At 39.9% G+C, this 19,348-nt stretch carries 21 protein-coding genes; 10 read left to right on the forward strand and 11 right to left on the reverse strand.

The window, feature by feature from the left end:
• Positions 1–96: 96 nt before the first annotated feature.
• Both htpG and ACXAC4_RS09990 read right to left on the reverse strand, forming a co-directional pair.
• A complete protein-coding gene (htpG, locus tag ACXAC4_RS09985) occupies positions 97–2,010 on the reverse strand; it encodes a molecular chaperone HtpG (protein WP_475161049.1) in 1,914 nt (637 codons plus the stop codon).
• A 124-nt stretch (positions 2,011–2,134) separates the two neighbouring features.
• Entirely contained in the window at positions 2,135–3,202 is a 1,068-nt protein-coding gene (locus tag ACXAC4_RS09990) for an AI-2E family transporter (protein ID WP_475161051.1), read from the reverse strand.
• A 351-nt stretch (positions 3,203–3,553) separates the two neighbouring features.
• On the opposite strand from ACXAC4_RS09990, the gene ACXAC4_RS09995 reads away from it, so the two are divergent.
• Genes ACXAC4_RS09995 through ACXAC4_RS10015 form a run of 5 tightly spaced genes read left to right on the forward strand, consistent with a single transcriptional unit; the run spans position 3,554 to position 7,065 of the window.
• Complete coding sequence (locus ACXAC4_RS09995; protein WP_349286146.1) at positions 3,554–4,225, forward strand: hypothetical protein; 672 nt, start codon at positions 3,554–3,556, stop codon at positions 4,223–4,225.
• Between the two features lies 1 nt (position 4,226).
• Positions 4,227–5,675 (forward strand): beta-barrel assembly-enhancing protease, encoded by a 1,449-nt coding sequence (bepA, locus tag ACXAC4_RS10000; RefSeq protein WP_475161054.1) that lies wholly within the window; start codon positions 4,227–4,229, stop codon positions 5,673–5,675.
• A 51-nt stretch (positions 5,676–5,726) separates the two neighbouring features.
• Positions 5,727–6,074, forward strand: a complete 348-nt coding sequence (gene arsC / locus ACXAC4_RS10005; RefSeq protein WP_349286147.1) for an arsenate reductase (glutaredoxin) — start codon at positions 5,727–5,729, stop codon at positions 6,072–6,074.
• Positions 6,074–6,625, forward strand: a complete 552-nt coding sequence (gene wrbA / locus ACXAC4_RS10010; protein WP_475161056.1) for an NAD(P)H:quinone oxidoreductase — start codon at positions 6,074–6,076, stop codon at positions 6,623–6,625. The genes arsC and wrbA overlap by 1 nt, the downstream gene beginning before the upstream one ends.
• Positions 6,622–7,065, forward strand: a complete 444-nt coding sequence (locus ACXAC4_RS10015; protein ID WP_349286149.1) for a DUF2069 domain-containing protein — start codon at positions 6,622–6,624, stop codon at positions 7,063–7,065. The genes wrbA and ACXAC4_RS10015 overlap by 4 nt, the downstream gene beginning before the upstream one ends.
• Positions 7,066–7,157: 92 nt before the next feature.
• Here ACXAC4_RS10015 and ACXAC4_RS10020 read toward each other — a convergent pair whose 3' ends face one another.
• Complete coding sequence (locus tag ACXAC4_RS10020; RefSeq protein ID WP_475161058.1) at positions 7,158–8,486, reverse strand: ankyrin repeat domain-containing protein; 1,329 nt, start codon at positions 8,484–8,486, stop codon at positions 7,158–7,160.
• Between the two features lie 165 nt (positions 8,487–8,651).
• On the opposite strand from ACXAC4_RS10020, the gene ACXAC4_RS10025 reads away from it, so the two are divergent.
• Positions 8,652–8,813, forward strand: a complete 162-nt coding sequence (locus ACXAC4_RS10025) for a DUF2897 family protein (RefSeq protein ID WP_349286151.1) — start codon at positions 8,652–8,654, stop codon at positions 8,811–8,813.
• A gap of 30 nt (positions 8,814–8,843) precedes the next feature.
• On the opposite strand, the gene ACXAC4_RS10030 is transcribed toward ACXAC4_RS10025, so the two are convergent.
• Together ACXAC4_RS10030 and bamC are read right to left on the reverse strand one after the other, a co-directional pair.
• Positions 8,844–10,214, reverse strand: a complete 1,371-nt coding sequence (locus ACXAC4_RS10030) for a YjiH family protein (RefSeq protein ID WP_475161062.1) — start codon at positions 10,212–10,214, stop codon at positions 8,844–8,846.
• Between the two features lie 65 nt (positions 10,215–10,279).
• Positions 10,280–11,341, reverse strand: coding sequence for an outer membrane protein assembly factor BamC (gene bamC, locus ACXAC4_RS10035; protein WP_475161064.1), 1,062 nt, complete (start codon positions 11,339–11,341; stop codon positions 10,280–10,282).
• Positions 11,342–11,864: 523 nt separating this feature from the next.
• On the opposite strand from bamC, the gene ACXAC4_RS10040 reads away from it, so the two are divergent.
• Positions 11,865–12,398, forward strand: a complete 534-nt coding sequence (locus tag ACXAC4_RS10040; RefSeq protein ID WP_138482089.1) for a glycine cleavage system transcriptional repressor — start codon at positions 11,865–11,867, stop codon at positions 12,396–12,398.
• Between the two features lie 8 nt (positions 12,399–12,406).
• Positions 12,407–12,880 carry a thioredoxin-dependent thiol peroxidase gene (gene bcp, locus ACXAC4_RS10045; RefSeq protein WP_475161066.1) on the forward strand — a complete coding sequence of 158 codons (474 nt, stop codon included), beginning with the start codon at positions 12,407–12,409 and terminating at the stop codon, positions 12,878–12,880.
• A 67-nt stretch (positions 12,881–12,947) separates the two neighbouring features.
• On the opposite strand, the gene ACXAC4_RS10050 is transcribed toward bcp, so the two are convergent.
• A complete protein-coding gene (locus tag ACXAC4_RS10050; RefSeq protein ID WP_475161069.1) occupies positions 12,948–13,832 on the reverse strand; it encodes an NAD(P)-dependent oxidoreductase in 885 nt (294 codons plus the stop codon).
• A gap of 64 nt (positions 13,833–13,896) precedes the next feature.
• Between ACXAC4_RS10050 and ACXAC4_RS10055 the strand changes: the two genes are divergently transcribed.
• Both ACXAC4_RS10055 and ACXAC4_RS10060 read left to right on the forward strand, forming a co-directional pair.
• The gene (locus tag ACXAC4_RS10055) at positions 13,897–14,481 is read left to right on the forward strand and encodes a glutathione peroxidase (protein ID WP_432760890.1); all 585 of its coding nucleotides are present in this window, start codon (positions 13,897–13,899) and stop codon (positions 14,479–14,481) included.
• The gene (locus ACXAC4_RS10060) at positions 14,447–15,427 is read left to right on the forward strand and encodes a 2-hydroxyacid dehydrogenase (protein WP_475164092.1); all 981 of its coding nucleotides are present in this window, start codon (positions 14,447–14,449) and stop codon (positions 15,425–15,427) included. The genes ACXAC4_RS10055 and ACXAC4_RS10060 overlap by 35 nt, the downstream gene beginning before the upstream one ends.
• A 6-nt stretch (positions 15,428–15,433) precedes the next feature.
• Here ACXAC4_RS10060 and ACXAC4_RS10065 read toward each other — a convergent pair whose 3' ends face one another.
• From ACXAC4_RS10065 to rnc, 5 genes are all read right to left on the reverse strand, one after another.
• A complete protein-coding gene (locus ACXAC4_RS10065; protein WP_475161071.1) occupies positions 15,434–16,279 on the reverse strand; it encodes a P-loop NTPase fold protein in 846 nt (281 codons plus the stop codon).
• Between the two features lie 72 nt (positions 16,280–16,351).
• Positions 16,352–17,086: a pyridoxine 5'-phosphate synthase gene (gene pdxJ, locus ACXAC4_RS10070; RefSeq protein ID WP_475161074.1), complete on the reverse strand. Its 735-nt coding sequence runs from the start codon at positions 17,084–17,086 to the stop codon at positions 16,352–16,354.
• Between the two features lie 4 nt (positions 17,087–17,090).
• Complete coding sequence (gene recO, locus ACXAC4_RS10075) at positions 17,091–17,780, reverse strand: DNA repair protein RecO (RefSeq protein ID WP_475161076.1); 690 nt, start codon at positions 17,778–17,780, stop codon at positions 17,091–17,093.
• On the reverse strand, positions 17,781–18,680 hold the full coding sequence (gene era, locus ACXAC4_RS10080) for a GTPase Era (protein WP_349286160.1): 900 nt from the start codon (positions 18,678–18,680) through the stop codon (positions 17,781–17,783). It abuts the gene before it with no gap.
• Positions 18,670–19,347, reverse strand: a complete 678-nt coding sequence (rnc, locus tag ACXAC4_RS10085) for a ribonuclease III (RefSeq protein ID WP_138482104.1) — start codon at positions 19,345–19,347, stop codon at positions 18,670–18,672. Before rnc ends, era begins: the two co-directional genes overlap by 11 nt.
• Position 19,348: the final 1 nt, after the last annotated feature.

Here is a 19,348-nt window from a genome sequence, read left to right on the forward strand (position 1 = left end):
CATGTTATCTCAAGCAACTTATACCAATTGCTGATTAACTGCACAAAAAAAGGGGCCAAAGTGATACTTTGGCCCCTTTAATATTCAATTAAACGGCTACTTGCTTAAATCAAGCATTAGCTTGTTAAGTTTCGCTACGAATGCAGCAGGATCTTTTAAGCTACCGCGCTCTGCTAACAAGGCTTGGTCTAGTAATACATCAGACCATTGTGCAAATTTATCTTCATCTTGCTCAACGTTTAAGTGTTTCACAAGTTGATGTTCAGGGTTTAGTTCAAAGATTGGCTTTGCTTCTGGTACTGCTTGACCCACTGATTCCATCAGCTTTTGCATTTGCGAACTCATGTCGTTGTCATCGACAACCACACAGGCCGGAGAATCAGTCAAACGGTGTGTGAAGCGCACTTCTTTTACTTTGTCGCCTAATACTGTTTTAATGCGCTCAACTAAGCCTTCAATTTCTTTTTCACTTTCTTCTTGCGCTTTCTTTGTTTCTTCGTCGTCTAAATCACCTAGGTCTAAGTCACCGCGAGTAATTGATGCAAACTGCTTTTCGTTGAATTCCGTTAAGTGACTCATCATCCACTCGTCAACGCGATCAGCCATCAATAGTACTTCGATGCCTTTTTTGCGGAAGATTTCTAAATGAGGAGAGCTCTTTGCTGCTTCGAAGCTATCTGCAACAACATAGTAAATCTTATCTTGGCCTTCTTTCATACGCTCAATATATTGCTCTAAAGACACATTTTCAGTGCTTTCGTCAGTATGTGTTGAGCTGAAACGAAGTAGTTTCGCAATGGCTTCTTTATTTGAAATATCTTCAGCAGGACCTTCTTTTAATACCTTACCGAATTCATTCCAGAATGTTTGGTACTCTTCTGGTTTATTCTTGCCCATGCGGTCAAGCATCTTAAGTACTCGAGATGTACAACCTTTGCGGATCGCTTGAGTGATCTTGTTATCTTGAAGAATTTCACGCGATACGTTTAGTGGTAAATCGTTTGAATCTAGTAGACCTTTCACAAAACGAAGATAGCTTGGCATAAACTGCTCAGCATCATCCATAATGAATACGCGTTGCACGTAAAGTTTCAAACCACTTTGATGGTCACGGTTCCATAAATCGAATGGTGCTTTTTTAGGAATATAAAGCAAGCTCGTATACTCAGTCTTGCCTTCTACTTTGTTGTGAGCCCACGTTAGAGGCTCTTCCCAGTCATGACCTACGTGCTTATAGAACTCTTTGTATTCTTCGTCAGACACTTCTGATTTGTCACGCGTCCAAAGCGCTGTCGCACGGTTGATTGCTTCCCACTCGCCTGGTTGCGCCGGGATTTTCTCACCGTCAGGACCTTCAGACTCTTCAACTGGTTGCTTATACATTTCAACAGGAATTGAAATATGATCTGAATACTTAGTTACAATGCTACGTAAACGGTACTCTTCTAAAAACTCTGTTTCGTCTTCACGTAAATGAAGGATAATCTCTGTACCGCGCGATGCTTTCTCAACTTCAGCCAGTGTGAATTCACCTTCGCCTTTTGAGTGCCACTCTACAGCTTTTTCTTCACCTGCTTTACGTGTTACAACCGTTACTGCATCAGCAACAATAAATGCTGAATAGAAACCAACACCAAACTGACCTATTAATTGTGAGTCTTTTGCTTGGTCACCAGATAAGTTTTGGAAAAATTCGGCAGTACCCGACTTTGCAATCGTACCCAATGAGTTGATCACTTCTTCGCGGGTCATGCCAATACCGTTATCTGAGATAGTCACGGTTTTTGCGTCTTTATCGGCACTAATACGAACGCGTAAGTTTGCATCACCCTCGTAAAGGTCACCGTTTTGCAGCGCTAAAAAGCGAAGCTTGTCAGCAGCATCCGATGCGTTTGAAACCAATTCACGTAAAAAGATCTCTTTGTTTGAATATAAAGAGTGGATCATTAGGTTTAGTAATTGTTTGACTTCTGTTTGAAAGCCTAATGTTTCTTTTTGAGCTGTGGTCATCTTTATCTCCGATTAAACCAGTATTTGCACAGTGTTATGAGATATATGGGGCGAGGAAAAATAACTTCAAGAGGAAATTTGAAATTTTTTGCGCTGCAAAGACTACAGCGCAAAAAAAGCATGTTTAGTTTTGAACTTGGGGCTTCCAACTATCTGACCAAGCATTGAACAATGCTTTCACAAGCGATGCCATTGGGATTGCAAAAAATACCCCCCAAAAGCCCCACAAACCGCCAAAGAATAGCACTGCAACAATAATAAATACTGGGTTAAGGTCTACCGCTTCAGAGAATAAAAGTGGAACTAAAACATTACCGTCTAAGGCTTGAATGATCCCATACACAATCAAGATGGTCCAAAATTGCGTATCTAATCCGAATTGGAACATAGCCACCGCCGCTACCGGAATAGTCACTAACGCTGCTCCTACAAATGGAATAAGCACTGAGAAACCAACTAATGCTCCTAGTAGCGCCGCATAGCGTAAATCTAGAATCCAGAACGCGACAAATGTGGCAGTACCAATAATGAGAATTTCTAGCACCTTACCACGAATGTAGTTCATGATCTGATGATCCATTTCATTCCAAACTTGCTGAATAAGACGTCTGTCTTTAGGCACCAATACAGACATACTTTTAGTAAGTACATCTTTGTCTTTTAACATAAAGAAAACTAATAACGGCACTAAGATTAAATATATCATCCAAGCGACAATATCTTTAATGGAGGTTAATGAGAACGATAAGATTACTTGGCCTGCTTCAAGAATTTTATTCTCTGTACTGGCAACTAATGCTTTTACTTGTTCACTTGAGATAAGCGTGGGATATTGATCTGGAAGATGTAAAAGTAAGTCTTTGCCCTCTTCTAACATCACTGGCGCTTCTTGTAATAAATTACTTAGCTGTTGCCATAATACTGGTATAAGCCCCAATGCCATGGTCAGCAACACGCTAGAAAAAAGTAAAATAATAAAACTTGTTGCTAACACACGGCTTTTTATAACATTTTCAATTTTAGCAACTGGCCACTCTAATAAATATGCAATAACCAAAGCCACCAATACAGGAAGAATAAATGGGCCAAATAAATAGAGCGAAACAGCCAGCCCTAACACAATAAACAGAAGCGTGACGGAATTTGGATCAGAAAATTTATTCTTATACCACTTTGAAACAAGTTCAAACATATTAAAAATTCACCTCTATATATGGATAGGGTTTAGCATCATGATACTGAGTGAAGCTAAACTTTTTTGTTTCTAAAAAAACTAAAATGTCATTTATCAGTTGCGCTTGTTCATAAATAAAACACACAGATTGTTTCTTTACTTGTGCTTGCTTTAACTGAAGTTTAAATTGAACAAATAATTGTGGGCACTGATAAGTACTTAAATCAATTCTTAAACACATAACTGCTTTACCAAGTTTCACCCGCGATAGTGTAACACTAAAAAATTAAACATAACCATCTACAAAGTAGATAGCTCTGTAACAATCGTTTATTCTATAAGTAGTTTTATTTTTCTATACGCGTATTTATGGCAAGAGTTAACAACAAAGCAAAGCTACCTGATAACCCGACATTAAAAGACATCAACTGGTACAAAAAGCAGCTTAATTGGGGTGAGCTACCACCTTTCTATCATTTAGTTGCTTCATCTGTAAGTGAGAGTGACGGGCTTTTCCAACATGGGTTTGATAATGCAGTGACTCGCCTAGTTGATAAACGTAACTGGAATTTAACGATACTCGATGGTGAAGAAGATGATAATGGCAACATCTTTTGTGAAAATAAACCTAGAATAGCCATAGACCAAGTGTTTACTGACCGTGGGTTTGAGTTATGGGCACTTCCATACGCAAAAGATAAACCCTTAGAAACTGATATGTTAATTAAAGACAATAAGTTTCTAGAATTTAATACTTGGGACCCTCACTCGATGAAGACGTTACTGCGCTTCAATCAACTTCATAAATTTATTGCATTCTATTTCGAGCGTGGCGATGTTGCAGACAAAGCCCTTATCCTTCATTCTCACAAAGTAGTACATAAAATTATTACGTATCTAAAAAAAGAAATGAACGTTGTTACAGTTAAAGGGGTCTCAATAAAAGAATTCTATCAACTGTGCGAAAAAGACAGCCGCATGTGTAGTGATGAAATTGACTTAGCTCAGATCATGCTCGGACTTAGCGGCAATAAGGAATAACATGCTCAAAAGCTTATTGCTGAGTGGTTTGCTCAGCACTATGCTACTGTTTTCAAGTAGTTCAAACGCCCAAACAGACTTTAAATTGCCCGACTTAGGGTCATCAGCTTTAGAAGTGCTCCCCATAGATAAAGAAAAAGCCTTGGGTAAAGTCATGATGATGCAGATAAGAGGCGGGTCACCACTCGTCCAAGACCCTGTTTTGGATGAATACATATCTTCTCTTGGCAATAAGCTGGTTGCAAATGCCAACAATGTGCGTTTTCCTTTCACATTCTTTATGATCAACAATCAAGCTATTAATGCATTTGCTTTTTATGGTGGTCATGTTGGTATTCATACCGGCTTAATTGCGCAATCAGATAACGAAAGTCAACTTGCCTCGGTGCTAGGTCACGAAATTGCTCATGTTACTCAAAGACACCTAGCGAGACGTTTACAACATCAAAAAGATAATTCAGCAATGACTGTCGCAGGTATTGTCACTGGCATACTTGCAACGATAATTGCGCCTGATGCTGGCATGGCAATCCTGTCGGCAAGTACTACTCAGGCGGGTTTAAGTCAATTGTCTCACAGTCGAAAAGCTGAGCAAGAAGCAGATCGCTTTGGAATGCAAACCTTATATAACGCAGGATTCGATCCCTCTCAAGCTGGTGCCTTTTTAACAAAATTGTCAAACCAAGTACGTTTTCAAACCAAACCGCCTGCATTTTTACTGACTCACCCACTGCCTGATTCTCGGGTTTCAGATGTGAGATTAAGAGCGCAACAATATCAACCAAGGCAAATACAGCCAAGTCAAGACTTTAACTTAGCTAAAAGCCGTGTCATTGCAAGATATCAATTAGACAGCAAAGATGCTCAAGCTTTTTTTGAGAATGAAATTCGGAAATCAACTTCACTAGATAAAAAGCATCTAGAATACGGTCTTGCCATCAGCTTACTAGACCAAAAACAAGCTAAAGAAGCTGAAAAAATATTGCTGCCCCTACTTGATGACGAGCCTAACAACTTATTTTATTTAGATGTTTATACCGATATTTTAATTAGCCTTGGGCAATCGGAACAGGCGGTAGAAGTATTAACCAAACATAATAATTTACGACCAAATAATCAGGTATTGGCTTTAAATTACGCCAACTCAGCAATTAAAGCAAAGCAGTATGATATTGCTGAGCAAACCCTAAAATTGTTTTTACTCGATGAGCCAGAACACATACTTGCAAAAGAGTTGCTCGCTGAGCTCTATAAGAATAATGGCGATCAGGCTGCCTATTACGAAGCCAAAGCAAGTGTGCTCGCTTCTTACGGTGCTTTCCTCAAAGCCGCTGATGAGGTACAACGTGCACTAAATCATGTTGATACTTTAGAAACCGTCAAGAAAACCAGACTCAAAGCGCTTTTAAAACAATATAGACAGATGCAGAAAGAGCTTGCCAAACTTTAAGTCTTTGCCTCGTTCACTTAAAATACGCAAAATTTAATTTAGGAAATGAATATGTCTGTAACCATTTATCATAACCCGCGTTGTTCAAAATCACGAGAAACGCTCGCTTTACTAGAAACGAATGGTGTGACACCAGAAATCGTTGAATATTTAAAAACGCCCGTTGATTTAACCACTTTAAATACTTTACTTGCTCAGTTAGGTTTTGAATCAGCGCATCAACTTGTCCGCAGTAAAGAAACACTTTACAAAGAATTGGGTCTGAATAAAGACACAGATGAGGCCGCCCTTAAACAAGCAATGTTAGAGCACCCTAAACTGATTGAGCGCCCTATCGTAGTGAAAGGCGATAAAGCAGCAATTGGTCGTCCACCTGAGTCTGTGCTGGCTATTCTTTAATGTCCACATTATTGGTTTTGTTTCATTCTAGCCACGGCTCTGTAAGAGCCATGGCCAATGAAATTGCAGAAGCTGCAGAGGCACAAGGCGCAACCGTGTTGCTTCGCACTTTCGAACAACGAGAAGCTCATGACATCGTCGTCTCAAAAGACGACCTGTTGCGTTGTGATGCACTTGCATTTGGCACACCAACTCGGTTTGGCATGATGGCAGCACAAGCTAAACTATTCTGGGAAACAACCAGTGATATATGGTTAAAAGGTCAGCTAATTGACAAGCCGGCTTGCGTATTTACTTCTTCAAGTAGTATGCATGGTGGTAATGAAGTAACATTACTTAACTTGTCGCTACCATTGCTACATCATGGCATGATGTTATTAGGTGTACCCTATGATGTGCCTGAATTATCTCAAACTACCACTGGTGGCACACCTTACGGTGCCAGTCATGTTGCAGGCACTGCAAATACATCAATGCTCAGTGAGACAGAAACGAGAATCTGTCGCTCTGTTGGAAAACGTCTCATTACAATTGCTGAAAAATTAAAATGACATCTGTAGAAAAAAAGCCGCTAACTAAGCGCTTTCAAAATATGGCTTTAACAGGCTACGTAGGCTTGCTGATTTTAATGCCACTGTGGTTATTTGTACTTTCTCCTAGAGAAGCTCACAGTCTTGGGTTTATGTTTACGGTATATATTCTTCCGCTACTGTTACCCTTAAGAGGATTCATAAAAGATAACCCTTACACATACGCATGGGCAAACTTTATCGTATTGATTTACTTCTTGCATGGATTCACCTTATTGTGGATTGCAACTGATGAACTACTTTGGGTGCTGTTAGAACTACTCTTTGCAAGTTTGATGTTTGTTGGCTGTACTTATTACGCGAAACATAGAGGCCAAGAACTGGGGTTAAGAATTCGTAAGCTTAAACAAGATCTCGCTGATGAAAAAGCAGCACACGAGCATACTGAAGATCGTGATTGATACCAATCCTTTATATTCAGTTTAAATATAGAAAAAGAGCACCAACTGGTGCTCTTCTTATTTGTAGTCTGCATTGTAAAACAGAAGATAAATTAACTTGTTAAGACGGTAAATAGCACAAGCAGTGATAACATGATTTGTAAACTCGTACTCAAATAGGCTTTTCCGTAAAGAAGCTTTAAAGACCATGGGTGACGTTTAACCGGATACAAGGCCCCTTTTTTGATTTTCCGAGATAGAGAAATAAGCGCAATACTTAAGATAGAAAAAAGCCACACACTTTCACTTTTATAATCAAAAGTATCACTAAAGAATAACGATAGCTGAAGTGGAAATGCAAAACATACTATTGCCAAAAAAATGTGCACTAGTCTGATTTTATTATATTGCTCCCCTTCTGACAGCTCTTTAATACCATGCTGTTCAAGCGTCTTCTTCGCGATAAATGCACCATGCTTCAATGCTAAACGGTAAGGTGTTTGCCCTAACTCATTAACAACTTTTGCCTTACAACCATGCTTGAAGAGTAAAGAAATCATGGCTGAAGAATTAGACAGAACCGCGAAGTGCATTAACCCATTCCCCTGCTCGTCTTTTTGGCTAAGATTTTGTGAATCAATAAGTTGTTCGACAATACTCACAAAGCCCTGCTCGATAGCATACATAAATGCGTTTTTGCCATGCTCGTCAACTAATGTCGCTCTTGCACCTTGCTTTATATATTCAATCAGTTCTGCTTGTTTTACATGCTCTGAGGTGATCAAATTGAGCAGAGCTTGTTCTAAAAGGTTTTTAACTTCATCTTCATCAATTAAGTGGCTCAGTAAATCAAAAACAGGTTCATCTGAATTAGCTTGAGTAAGTAAATATTGTGTCGTTTCATCCAAGCTTTGCAAACAATCAGGAAGAAGTGCTATCAGAGGCTCTTTTAAAACATCTTGTCGCCAACAGGTGAGTAGTTGTTTTGGTGGCAAGTTTATACCATTTTGTATCGTCCAAAGTATGACATCAGCCATAGCTTTATCAGACAACAACTCAAAAAAATCAGGGTATGAAACACAGTTAAGCTGGGCGTTAATTTGACTGTATTGCGCTAGACGCTGAATAAGCATTAAAACGATTGCTTGATGATCGAGCCCTGCCTGATTGAAATGAGAAACCAGCATTTCCGTATACGTGCGGTGTTCTTCTTCATATTCATCGATATGTTGAAAATGACACGCTTCAAATGGATCTAGCGGCTTAAGCCAAATCAAATAGAAAACTGGCGGTAAAATGGTACTTTCAACGCCTTGCTCATCGGTTAAGGTCTGACATTCAGGCCAAGCTTCTAGTGCATCGAGAATGAATGCGCCATTTTGCTCCGCAAGCCCTTTAAGAAGTAATGGATATTGTGCAGGCCAAATTAAAACTTTTTCCATCAATTACTCACAAAGTTTGAAGCTATCTGTATTAATCTTAAATGCGCAGATCATAGCAGCTCATATATATAAAATCTTATTTTTTCAGCTGAATTCAAGGTATCTTAATGAAACTTTCGAAATTATAATGACAATATAATTTTAAACCGATTTAAGGGCCCTATCATGGCATCAACTAAATTCGAGACTTGGCAAGTCATCCTTATCATTATTGGTGTTCTAGGTATTATTTGGAGTAATATCGCGCTGCTTAAGTACTCAGCTAAATATGATATAAAGAAGAAAATTGATAAGCAGATAAAACCAGATAATGAAAAAGAAGAGTAAAGCTTACATCCTTTACTCTTCCTGAATACCTTACACTAACCAATGCGCCATTAAAGCAATCACAGGTAATGTTACTAACGTTCTTAGAATAAAAATTGTGAATAATTCTAGGATGTTAACCGGGATTTTACTACCCAGAAGTAAAGCGCCAACCTCAGACATATAGATAAGCTGTGTCACACTCATCGCTGCAACAATAAAGCGCGTTACATCACTTTCAATGCTGCTTGCAGCAAGAATTGAAGGAATAAACATATCAGCAAAGCCAACAACGATAGTTTGTGCTGCTTGGGCCGCTTCTGGCACTTGTAACAATTCAAGGTATGGAACGAATGGCATCCCTAAATATTGAAAAACAGGCGTATATTCAGCAATGATCAGTGCAAACGTACCTACAGCCATCACCACTGGAAGCACAGCAAACACCATATCTAGTGCGTTGGTCATCCCTTCTTTCAATGTCCCTTTAACACCCGGTGCTTTTTCAGCTTTCTCTAGTGCTACAGATAACGCATGTTGAAACAAGGTTTTACCTTCGGGTACTGCTTCTGCATCGTGCGCAGGTTCAGTGCCATCAATATAGGTTGACTTTTTAAAGCTTAAAGGCGGTAATCGAGGTACGACAATCGCAGCAACAAAACCTGCTAAACATACGGTTAAATAGAAAGGGGCAAATAAATGTTCAAGCTTTACTTGGCCAATTACTACTAAGCAAAAAGTAATCGAAACAGCAGAGAAGGTCGTTCCAATAATGGCAGCTTCTTTTTGTGTATAGTATTTTTCTTCATATTGACGGGCTGTCATTAAAATACCCACACTACCGTCACCTAACCAAGAAGCCACACAGTTAACCGCACTTCTACCAGGCACTCCGAACAGTGGACGCATTACTTTTGTAAGCAAAGTACCCACCAGTTCTAATAAACCGAAATTAAGTAATAAAGGTAACAATAATCCCGCAAGTACAAACACAGAAAAGAGCACAGGTAACAGGTCGTTCAGTACCAAGGCACCGGTATGCTCAGCATGGATAAAAGCAGGACCTACTTTTAAAAAAGTCATTAATATAAATGCTGCACCCAATAAACGGGTCACTAACCAAACCCAACTCACATCAAACAAATGTTTAAACAGCGCGAACTGCATCAAGGCTTTTGGCTTCAACAGTTTGGCGACTAAACTTAAAACAGCCGTAACACAGACAACCCCTACAATCATAGCGTGAATAAAAGGAGCAACAAATGCTTGCAGTTTTTTAGCTAGTACAGCAATGGGAATAGTCATTGCTTCTCCAACTGAGACCGGTGTCATAAACAAAAATACACCGATTAAAGACGGTACAATAAACGCAAACAAAGTACGCCAGTGCACTTTATCTTGCTGATAAGGTTGAGTTGTCATTGTTATTTACCTATAAAACGCAGAAAAGAGCCGCAGCTCTTTTCTGTTCTTTAAATATTACTTGTTTAGATTGATAAGCCTTTGCTACCAATTGCTTTATTTAGCTTCTGTTGTAATTCACTTAACAACTCAGCGGTTAAAGCTTCACCATCATTGTTGCGCCATGTCACTGATGACTCTTTATCTGATAACGAAGATATTTTGATACGATAATCACCTTCTTCAATTGGTAGAATAGTCACTTCATCACCCCAAATAGAGTCCCATACGCTATCTTCAGGCTTTTCATATCTAACATGTAATTCGTCTTTTTCACCATCAACACTGATAATAGTAAAATTAAGACGCTCTAAAACATTGGCTAGATTTGCAATGACAACAATAAGTGGTTGTGCTGCAACCATAGCAGCATTGCCTTTCGGGTCAAAACCCATATCTAATGCCAGTTGCCCTTGCTGTTTACGAAGTTCAACAAGTAATACACGGTATTGATAATCGAACTCAGCAACAACTTGATTAAGCGCACGCACTTCTAATTGCTGTTTAAGTAAATCAGTTAATTCAACTTTATCACTTTGGTAGTCGACAAGTTCAGCACTTAACGACGCGGTTCTTTGATGTTCACTTTGAGAAACCGTGAATTTATATTTTTGTTTAGACGGCGTAGTCTCTTCTTGCCAAAACCATTTTGAAGAAGGCGTGATCACTGAATACCAATCGCTAAGTGCTTCACCTTGATTTTTGTTCATGCTTTCAAAACCAGTTTGGTTTTCAGCAATGACAGAATCAACGGCTTGCCAGATAAATGAAGTTAAATCTTCAATGCCATCGTTTTTATCAAAAAATACTCTAGCGAGTTTGTCATTTTGTTCAACCCAAGAGCCAGCAGCAAGTGTGAGTACTTGTTGAGGCGGGCGCACTGCAAGTGCCTCAGTATCATTATTGTACTGTGCTTCTTGCATAACATACGTTGGATCTTTGTAAGGCTGTTTTAGATCACCCGGAACTTGAACTGCTTTATTAATACGGTAATTTCTTTTGTGGTGGGTGTCATTTGTGAAAACACTACATCCAGATAAACCAAGGATCACGCCTAACGCGACCGTTTTTGGGATCCAATACTGCACTGATTATTCTCCTTAGCAGACCCTGTTATTTAGTTATATGAGTCGGGTATGCTTAGTTTGGTTCACTGTAAAAGCGAAAATTATTATTGTGACTAAACTTTCTTATAAATTTTAATCACTTAGAATCTTTTACTTAAAAAATTCTCAATATGTTACTTGTCTATCCACACAAACACAAGAAACGCCAGCCTATTAAAAGTTGATAAGCACAGTTACTGTGCGTTATTAAGCGTATTGTGATACACTCTCGCGCGGCTTTTTCATTGGAAAAGGTTTGTTCATGTTCAATACATTAACAAACACATTGTCTGAATGCTCAGATGGCTTTTGCTCAGCGCAATGCAAAAAGTAAATTATCGAATATTTTAAAATTCGACAAGCATGATGAACTTGCGCTAGCTCAAAGCATGTAATGTTCTGTTGTGTCGAAATAAAGCATTAAGAAAACGCATTTACTTAGAGAAGCAGCGTTGCTGTTTTCGTTTAGATGCATACGAAACAAATAAATTAATTTGGCGACTTAATGACCGCATTTACAAACCAACAATTAGTACTAACTGCAATCGGCGAAGATCGTTCTGGTATTGTTAGTGAACTCACTCAACTCGTCAGTGACTGCCATTGCAATATCATTGATAGTCGTATCGCCATTCTAGGGCGAGAGTTTACCTTCATAATGCTTCTTAGTGGCGATATGGCCGCCATCAGCCGTGTTGAACACACCTTACCTGTTAAAGGCATGGAGCTCGGTTTGCTTACAATGATGAAGCGTACCAGTTCTCATACTGAAGACGATTATATTGGTGCTTATAATTTAGAATACACGGGCATAGACGCGCCAGGCACACTCAGCAAAGTGACACGTTTTATCGCAGAGCATAATGTCAGTATCGCATCATTAAAATCTGACACGTATGAACAAGACAATGAATTACATATGCGCTGTGAGTTAGAATTAAATTTACCTGCACAGATCGATCTTGACGATTTCAAAGTACAATTCGAAGCACTTTCAAGTACACTCAATGTAGATTACATTTTAAGACGTATTCGCTAAGGATATATATGAACACATTAAAAGCAGGTGACAACGCACCTTTATTCTCGTTACAAAACCAAAATGACGAAACAGTCGAGCTAAAAGCCTTATTAGAATCAAACCAAGTTTTAGTTTACTTCTACCCTAAAGCGTCAACGCCGGGTTGTACGGTACAGGCAGAAAACCTGCGTAACGAAAAGGCACAACTTGCCGAACTTAATACTATTGCGGTTGGTATTAGCCCAGATCCAATCAAGCGTTTAAAGAACTTCGAAACTAAGAAAGTGTTAAACTTTGACCTATTATCTGACGAAGATCATGCCATTGCAGATGCTTTTGGTGTGTGGGGGTTAAAGAAGTTTATGGGTAAAGAGTACGACGGTATTCACAGAATTAGTTTCTTAGTGTCTCAAGATGGTAAAATCAAACATGTGTTTAATAAATTTAAGACTAAAGACCATCACGAAGTCGTTATTAACTTCCTGAAAGAAAACGCATAATCTTATTCTTCTAAAAGTAAAAAGGTATGCTAAACGCATACCTTTTTTGTTTTACGCCCAACCTAAATTACTTCTTGTTGTGAATCGCATCTAAGCGTGCTAATAGGCTCGATGTATCAAAACGACCACCACCAAGAGCTTGAACGTCAGCATAATATTGATCAACCATTGCGGTCAGTGGAATACTTGCGCCGTTGTTTCGCGCTTCATCAAGGGCAATGCCCAAATCTTTACGCATCCAATCCACCGCAAAGCCAAACTCATATTCACCCGCTAACATGGTTTTATAACGGTTTTCCATTTGCCATGAACCAGCAGCGCCCTTTGAAATTGTCTCAATGACTTTTTCACCATCAAGGCCCGCTTGCTTAGCAAAATGAAGTCCCTCTGCTAATCCTTGTACTACACCTGCAATACAAATTTGATTAACCATTTTACAGGTTTGACCTGCACCAATAGGCCCTAATAACTGGCTAAAACGACTAAAAGAAGCCATAACAGGTTGCACTTTATCAAATACTGACTTTTCACCACCGACCATAACAGTCAACACGCCATTTTCTGCTCCTGCCTGACCACCTGATACGGGCGCATCAAGAAATGCAACTGATTGCTCTATCGCCTTTTGAGCCACTTCTTTCGCCACTTTTGCTGATGTGGTTGTATGGTCGACTAAGATAGAACCTGACTTCATACCCGCAAGCACGCCATCTTCACCATACACAACCGAGCGTAAGTCATCGTCATTACCAACGCACATAAATACAATTTCAGCCTGCTCAGCTGCCAATTTTGGCGTAATTGCAAAATCACCGCCATGCTCTCTAGCCCAAGCTTCAGCTTTAGCTGTAGTGCGATTAAACACGGTTACCTGATAACCCGCTTTCTGTAAATGTCCAGCCATTGGAAAGCCCATGACACCTAAACCGATAAACGCCACTTTCATTGACATAAAATTGTCCTATTTCTTTGTTAGGGTATGAAGATTGGAGCTTTTATACCCAAGACGCTTGGGTATGGCAAATGAAATAGACACATGCGGATTAAAAATAAAAAGCAATCTACTCGCTTTGGATGTATTAATTATGGATAACATTTATAGATACAGTATTGATTTACTTAATGGCAAAAAACTTCCAATGAGTACCTTTGAAGGTAAAACCTTGCTCATCGTAAACATTGCCAGTAAATGCAGCTTTGCAAACCAAGTTGCCGGATTAGAATCTCTCTATAGAGAATACAAGAAAGATGGTTTTGAAATATTAGCAGTACCCTGCGATCAATTTGGTCATAGCGAGCCTTTATCAGGTGAGCCTTTACTCGACTCTTATAATAAGTACTTCACTGCCAGTTTTTATATTTCTCAAAAGCATCATGTGCTTGGCCCTGATGCTCACCCTATTTTCAACTATTTGAAAACGCATACCCGTGGCATAGTGCAAAATCGGGCAATTAAATGGAATTTCACTAAGTTTTTAGTAAACTCAAAAGGTGAACTCGTCGCACGTTATGCGCCTAGAACCAAACCAGAATCACTAAAAACCGCTATTGAGAGTCAGCTTTATGATGAAAGTCGCCTTGTTCAGCTCGCAAAGGTATGAACAACCCTATTTCGAACACGCATTATCAACTACCAGCAATATTAGCGTCTCGCATTTTAGCGAAGCATTAAATGTTCAAACTGCGCCGCTATGTTCGGGCTTTCAAGCTGTCTGCGTCTTTGTAAACGATGACTTATCAAGCCCTGTATTAGAATTGTTAGCTGAGCAGGGCATACGCTGTATCGCACTAAGATGCGCAGGCTTTAATAATGTCGATATGGCATGCGCTAAAAAACTCGGGATCACCGTGGTTCGTGTACCGGCCTACAGCCCTGAAGCCGTAGCAGAGCATTGTATTGCCTTAATGCTAACGCTCAGTCGTAAAACCCATAAAGCTTATAACCGAGTGAGAGAAGATAATTTCGACCTAAATGGCTTGCTCGGTTTTAATCTACATAAAAAAACGGTCGGTATTGTTGGTGCGGGGAAGATTGGCCAAGCCTTGATCCGAATTCTCAATGGCTTTGGTGCGGAAGTTTTAGTCTTTGACCCTAATGTTGGTGAAGGTTCTTATACTCAAGTTAGCCTTGATATGTTACTTGCCCAAAGTGATATCATTTCGTTGCACTGCCCTTTAAATGAAGCCACTCATCATATCATTGATGAAGCCGCATTTAATAAAATGCAAGAAGGAGTCATGCTCATTAATACTAGCCGCGGTGCGCTAATAGATACTAAAGCCTGTATTCAAGCACTTAAATCAAGAAAATTAGGTTACTTGGGATTAGATGTCTATGAACAAGAGTCTGAACTGTTCTTCAAAAATCGCAGTGAAGAAATTTTGCAAGATGACTTATTCGCTCGCTTAGTGAGTTTCCCTAATGTACTTATTACAGGTCACCAGGGGTTCTTCACAGAAGAAGCACTGGAGCAAATTGCTGATGTGACAATTGGTAACTTGAGCGACTTTAGTCAAAACAAACCACTATTGAATGAAGTGAGCTAACTTAAACTAAGTTCGTGTAGCCACGCAAAATTGTCGGTTTTCATCAAGCTTGATATGCAAGTCGCTACGCACACTCAAGCTTTCAATACCCCAACGCGTTAATCGCTCGAAATATTGAATAAAGGCAGTGACTTCTTTGTCACTCATGCCAGTTCCGGCTCGATTTATCAGCTGGTGTTCTTGCTGCAAACGCCAACTGTACACACGCTCGAAGCTTTGCGCATTCAAAAAGACCAATTTATCGAAAAGTGCAAACAAGGTTTGATACTCATCCGATAAGAATTGGTTTACTCGATCACGATACATCCCATTTGAGTCTTTCGTTGCTTCAAGATTATTCACCGGGCTATTTAACTGTGCTGCACTTTGAGGCATTAGCCCAAGGCACCAACCTTCAAAAATAAGCACCTTGGGCTTATTTGTGCATTTTAACCAGTTAGCACTGCTATATGGCTCATCGGTCGCCTTATTAAAATGAGGCAGGATAAAATCCTCAGTATTTTTAAATCGTTTTACTTGCTCAATGGCAAAAGCAGTATCGTGCGTACCTGGCACGCCTCGTACTTTGAAAAGTGGATGGTATTGAATAGCTCGCTCTGCTCTTTGCGATTTTGATAAATAAAAGTCGTCTAAAGAAACAATTTCAGTGGTAATACCTTGGCTCTCTAAGTAACTCTTTATATAAGCTGATAATGTTGATTTACCACTGCCCTGAGCACCATTAATGGCTAAACAAAATGGGCTCTTTTGATGTGATAATACTGGCTCTAACCAGTCGATCACACACTGCACATTTTCTGGGTAACTTTTTAAAAGAGTATGCTTCTCTAAAAACTCTGTTTGCCAACGCATATTGACCTCTTATAAATGAAACACATATAGAAAAGGCCGCAAGGGCGGCCTTTTTGAGTACGTGTAAGCTTATTAAGCTTGTCTTGCTTCTAACATGATACGTTTCATATCACGCACGGCTTTTTCAAGGCCGTCAATCGCTGCGCGAGCAATGATAGCGTGACCAATGTTTAGCTCATAGATTTCAGGCATTTCAGCAATCGGCTTTACATTGTGGTAATGCAGACCATGACCCGCATTCACTATGATCCCTAGCCCGTGCGCATATTTCACACCTTCGCGAATACGTTCAAGCTCTTGGGTCATTTGTTTGTCTGTTTCGGCATCGGCATAAGCACCTGTGTGGATCTCGATATAAGGTGCTCCCGTTGCTTTTGCAGCATCAATTTGTGCTTTATCTGCATCAATGAATAACGATACTTTAATACCCGCAGCTTCTAGTTTGCTTACTGCGTCGCTGATTGCTGCTTGATGTGAAATAACATCAAGGCCACCTTCAGTGGTTAATTCTTCACGCTTTTCAGGTACTAGGCACACATATGCAGGCTTCACTTCAAGCGCAATATTGATCATTTCTTCAGTCAGCGCGATTTCAAGATTCATACGAGTTTGAATGGTTTTTGCCATTACATAGACATCTCGGTCTTGAATATGACGTCTGTCTTCACGTAAATGTATGGTAATACCATCAGCACCTGCATGCTCAGCAACCGCTGCCGCATGCGCAGGGTCTGGATAACTTGTACCACGAGCTTGTCTTAGCGTTGCAATATGGTCGACGTTAACGCCTAATAAAATATCTTTCATTGCCTTACCTTGATAAAAATAATTCTCGACTCTTTAAAGCCTTGTTTCCTAAAAGTGGTTTTAATAAATACCGACTTAAATACTTTGCTGGTTTGCGCACCTCAGGTTCTGCAAACTCCCCACTTGCCATAAGGTTAAGTACTTTACCATTAAACCCCATTTGCGGATTGTCGGTAACAACAAAACCTAATTCTGGAATATACTGGTAATAGTATTTATCTTTTATCTCATCACCATCGGCATCCATGTCAAACTCAACCCCAAACCCTAAAGCTTCAAGTAACTGATACTCATACGAACGTAATACGGGTTCGAAGTCATTACAGTCTACTAATTGTTTTAGGTGTTTTTGATATAGCTCGTAAATATATTCTTGTGGCTCACTGGCTGGGATCACTCTATAGCTGAGCTCATTCAAATAAAACGCACAATATAGCGGCTTGCCTTTTAAAGGAAGTGGGTTTTGTACTAACTCGAATTGGTTTAAGTATTTTAGGTCGTAGTTGCCAGCATAACGGCACAAAATTGGGGTGAATGGTTGAAGTTGAGCACTGTGTTTAACCGACTGTTTACCTTTTAGCCTGGCCAACATGGTTAGATGGCCGACACCTTCAACAAGCATACTTAGCATTGCCTGAGAGTCACTGTACGGACGTCTATGCAGTAAGTAAGCTTGTCGAAAGTCGTTATGCAATCAGTCTTCTCCGTAGCCTAGAGAGCGAAGTGCACGCTCATCGTCAGCCCAGCCAGACTTCACTTTTACCCAAAGTTCAAGAAATACTTTGTTATCAAGCATATCTTCAAGGTCTTTGCGCGCTTCGCGACCGATAACTTTAAGCTTTTCGCCTTTATTACCAATAACCATACGCTTTTGTGATTGACGCTCGACTAAGATCAAGCCATTGATCTGCCAAACACCGTTGTCTTGCCATTTAAACTGTTCGATTTCTACAGTAACAGAGTAAGGGAGTTCGTCACCCATGAAACGCATGAGCTTTTCACGAATGATTTCGGCCGCTAAGAATCGCATTGAGCGATCGGTCACGTAATCTTCTGGGAAGTAAAACTCACATGCAGGAAGGCGTTTGCGAACCTCATCTTTTACCATATCGATATTCTTACCATTCTTGGCAGAAATTGGTACGATGCCAACAAAGTCACCCTGCTCACTCAACCACTGCATGTGTGGAAGCACGGCTTCTTTGTCTTTTACATTATCCGTTTTGTTCATAACGATAAGCACCGGACGACCACTATCTTGGACTTTTTTTAGTACCATTTCATCGTCTTTCGTCCACAGCGTACCTTCAACCACAAAAATGATCAATTCAACATCACCAATTGAGCTTGATGCTGCACGATTCATTAAACGGTTAATCGCACGCTTTTCTTCAATATGAAGACCTGGCGTGTCGACATAAACGGCTTGATAGTTGTCTTCAGTATGGATACCCATGATACGGTGACGGGTAGTTTGCGGTTTACGCGAGGTGATACTGACTTTTTGTTCAACAATTTTATTTAGTAACGTCGATTTACCCACATTAGGGCGTCCAACGATTGCGATCATGCCGCAGTGCGTATTAGGCGTCATTCTTTAAAATCTTCAATGCTTGCTCTGCTGCTTTTTGTTCCGCCTTTCGACGTGAACTGCCCACAGAAATAATGCTTTCCATCCCTTCCACTTCACATTCAACCGTGAATGTCTGGTTATGTGCCTGACCTTTCGTGTCGATCACTGTGTAATTTGGTAAAGGCAGTTTTCGAGCCTGAAGAAACTCTTGCAGTAATGTTTTAGGATCTTTTTGATTGTGACCCGGAGAAATTGCCGCTAAACGAGATTCATACCATGTCAAAATAAGCTTAGTACAAGAATCGATATCTGAATCTAAGAAAACTGCACCAATGATCGCCTCAACAGCGTCAGCAAGTGTCGATTCGCGTCTAAAACCACCGCTTTTTAGTTCGCCAGGCCCTAAACGAAGGTAATCACCTAAATTAAACTCAACACCAAATTCAGCTAAAGTTTGACCGCGTACAAGCGTCGAACGCATGCGACTTAGATCGCCTTCACGTGCTTTAGGAAACTTTTTGTATAACGCATCGGCGATCACGTAGCTCAAGATAGAATCGCCCAGAAACTCCAAACGTTCATTATGTTGGCCTTTGTGACTACGGTGAGTCATGGCTTGTTCAAGCAATGACTCGTCACTAAATTCATAGCCTATTTTTTTATATAATTCTGCTACACTTCTTTTCATT

The organism is Pseudoalteromonas sp. AWM4_233 (assembly GCF_056158285.1).

Excerpts from the sequence above, each read along its gene's own strand:
- htpG (WP_475161049.1), bottom strand. The coding sequence starts at position 2,010 with ATGACCACAGCTCAAAAAGAAACATTAGGCTTTCAAACAGAAGTCAAA.
- ACXAC4_RS09990 (WP_475161051.1), bottom strand. The coding sequence starts at position 3,202 with ATGTTTGAACTTGTTTCAAAGTGGTATAAGAATAAATTTTCTGATCCA.
- ACXAC4_RS09995 (WP_349286146.1), top strand. The coding sequence starts at position 3,554 with ATGGCAAGAGTTAACAACAAAGCAAAGCTACCTGATAACCCGACATTA.
- bepA (WP_475161054.1), top strand. The coding sequence starts at position 4,227 with ATGCTCAAAAGCTTATTGCTGAGTGGTTTGCTCAGCACTATGCTACTG.
- arsC (WP_349286147.1), top strand. The coding sequence starts at position 5,727 with ATGTCTGTAACCATTTATCATAACCCGCGTTGTTCAAAATCACGAGAA.
- wrbA (WP_475161056.1), top strand. The coding sequence starts at position 6,074 with ATGTCCACATTATTGGTTTTGTTTCATTCTAGCCACGGCTCTGTAAGA.
- ACXAC4_RS10015 (WP_349286149.1), top strand. The coding sequence starts at position 6,622 with ATGACATCTGTAGAAAAAAAGCCGCTAACTAAGCGCTTTCAAAATATG.
- ACXAC4_RS10020 (WP_475161058.1), bottom strand. The coding sequence starts at position 8,486 with ATGGAAAAAGTTTTAATTTGGCCTGCACAATATCCATTACTTCTTAAA.
- ACXAC4_RS10025 (WP_349286151.1), top strand. The coding sequence starts at position 8,652 with ATGGCATCAACTAAATTCGAGACTTGGCAAGTCATCCTTATCATTATT.
- ACXAC4_RS10030 (WP_475161062.1), bottom strand. The coding sequence starts at position 10,214 with ATGACAACTCAACCTTATCAGCAAGATAAAGTGCACTGGCGTACTTTG.
- ACXAC4_RS10040 (WP_138482089.1), top strand. The coding sequence starts at position 11,865 with ATGACCGCATTTACAAACCAACAATTAGTACTAACTGCAATCGGCGAA.
- bcp (WP_475161066.1), top strand. The coding sequence starts at position 12,407 with ATGAACACATTAAAAGCAGGTGACAACGCACCTTTATTCTCGTTACAA.
- ACXAC4_RS10050 (WP_475161069.1), bottom strand. The coding sequence starts at position 13,832 with ATGTCAATGAAAGTGGCGTTTATCGGTTTAGGTGTCATGGGCTTTCCA.
- ACXAC4_RS10055 (WP_432760890.1), top strand. The coding sequence starts at position 13,897 with ATGGCAAATGAAATAGACACATGCGGATTAAAAATAAAAAGCAATCTA.
- ACXAC4_RS10060 (WP_475164092.1), top strand. The coding sequence starts at position 14,447 with ATGAAAGTCGCCTTGTTCAGCTCGCAAAGGTATGAACAACCCTATTTC.
- ACXAC4_RS10065 (WP_475161071.1), bottom strand. The coding sequence starts at position 16,279 with ATGCGTTGGCAAACAGAGTTTTTAGAGAAGCATACTCTTTTAAAAAGT.
- pdxJ (WP_475161074.1), bottom strand. The coding sequence starts at position 17,086 with ATGAAAGATATTTTATTAGGCGTTAACGTCGACCATATTGCAACGCTA.
- era (WP_349286160.1), bottom strand. The coding sequence starts at position 18,680 with ATGACGCCTAATACGCACTGCGGCATGATCGCAATCGTTGGACGCCCT.
- rnc (WP_138482104.1), bottom strand. The coding sequence starts at position 19,347 with ATGAAAAGAAGTGTAGCAGAATTATATAAAAAAATAGGCTATGAATTT.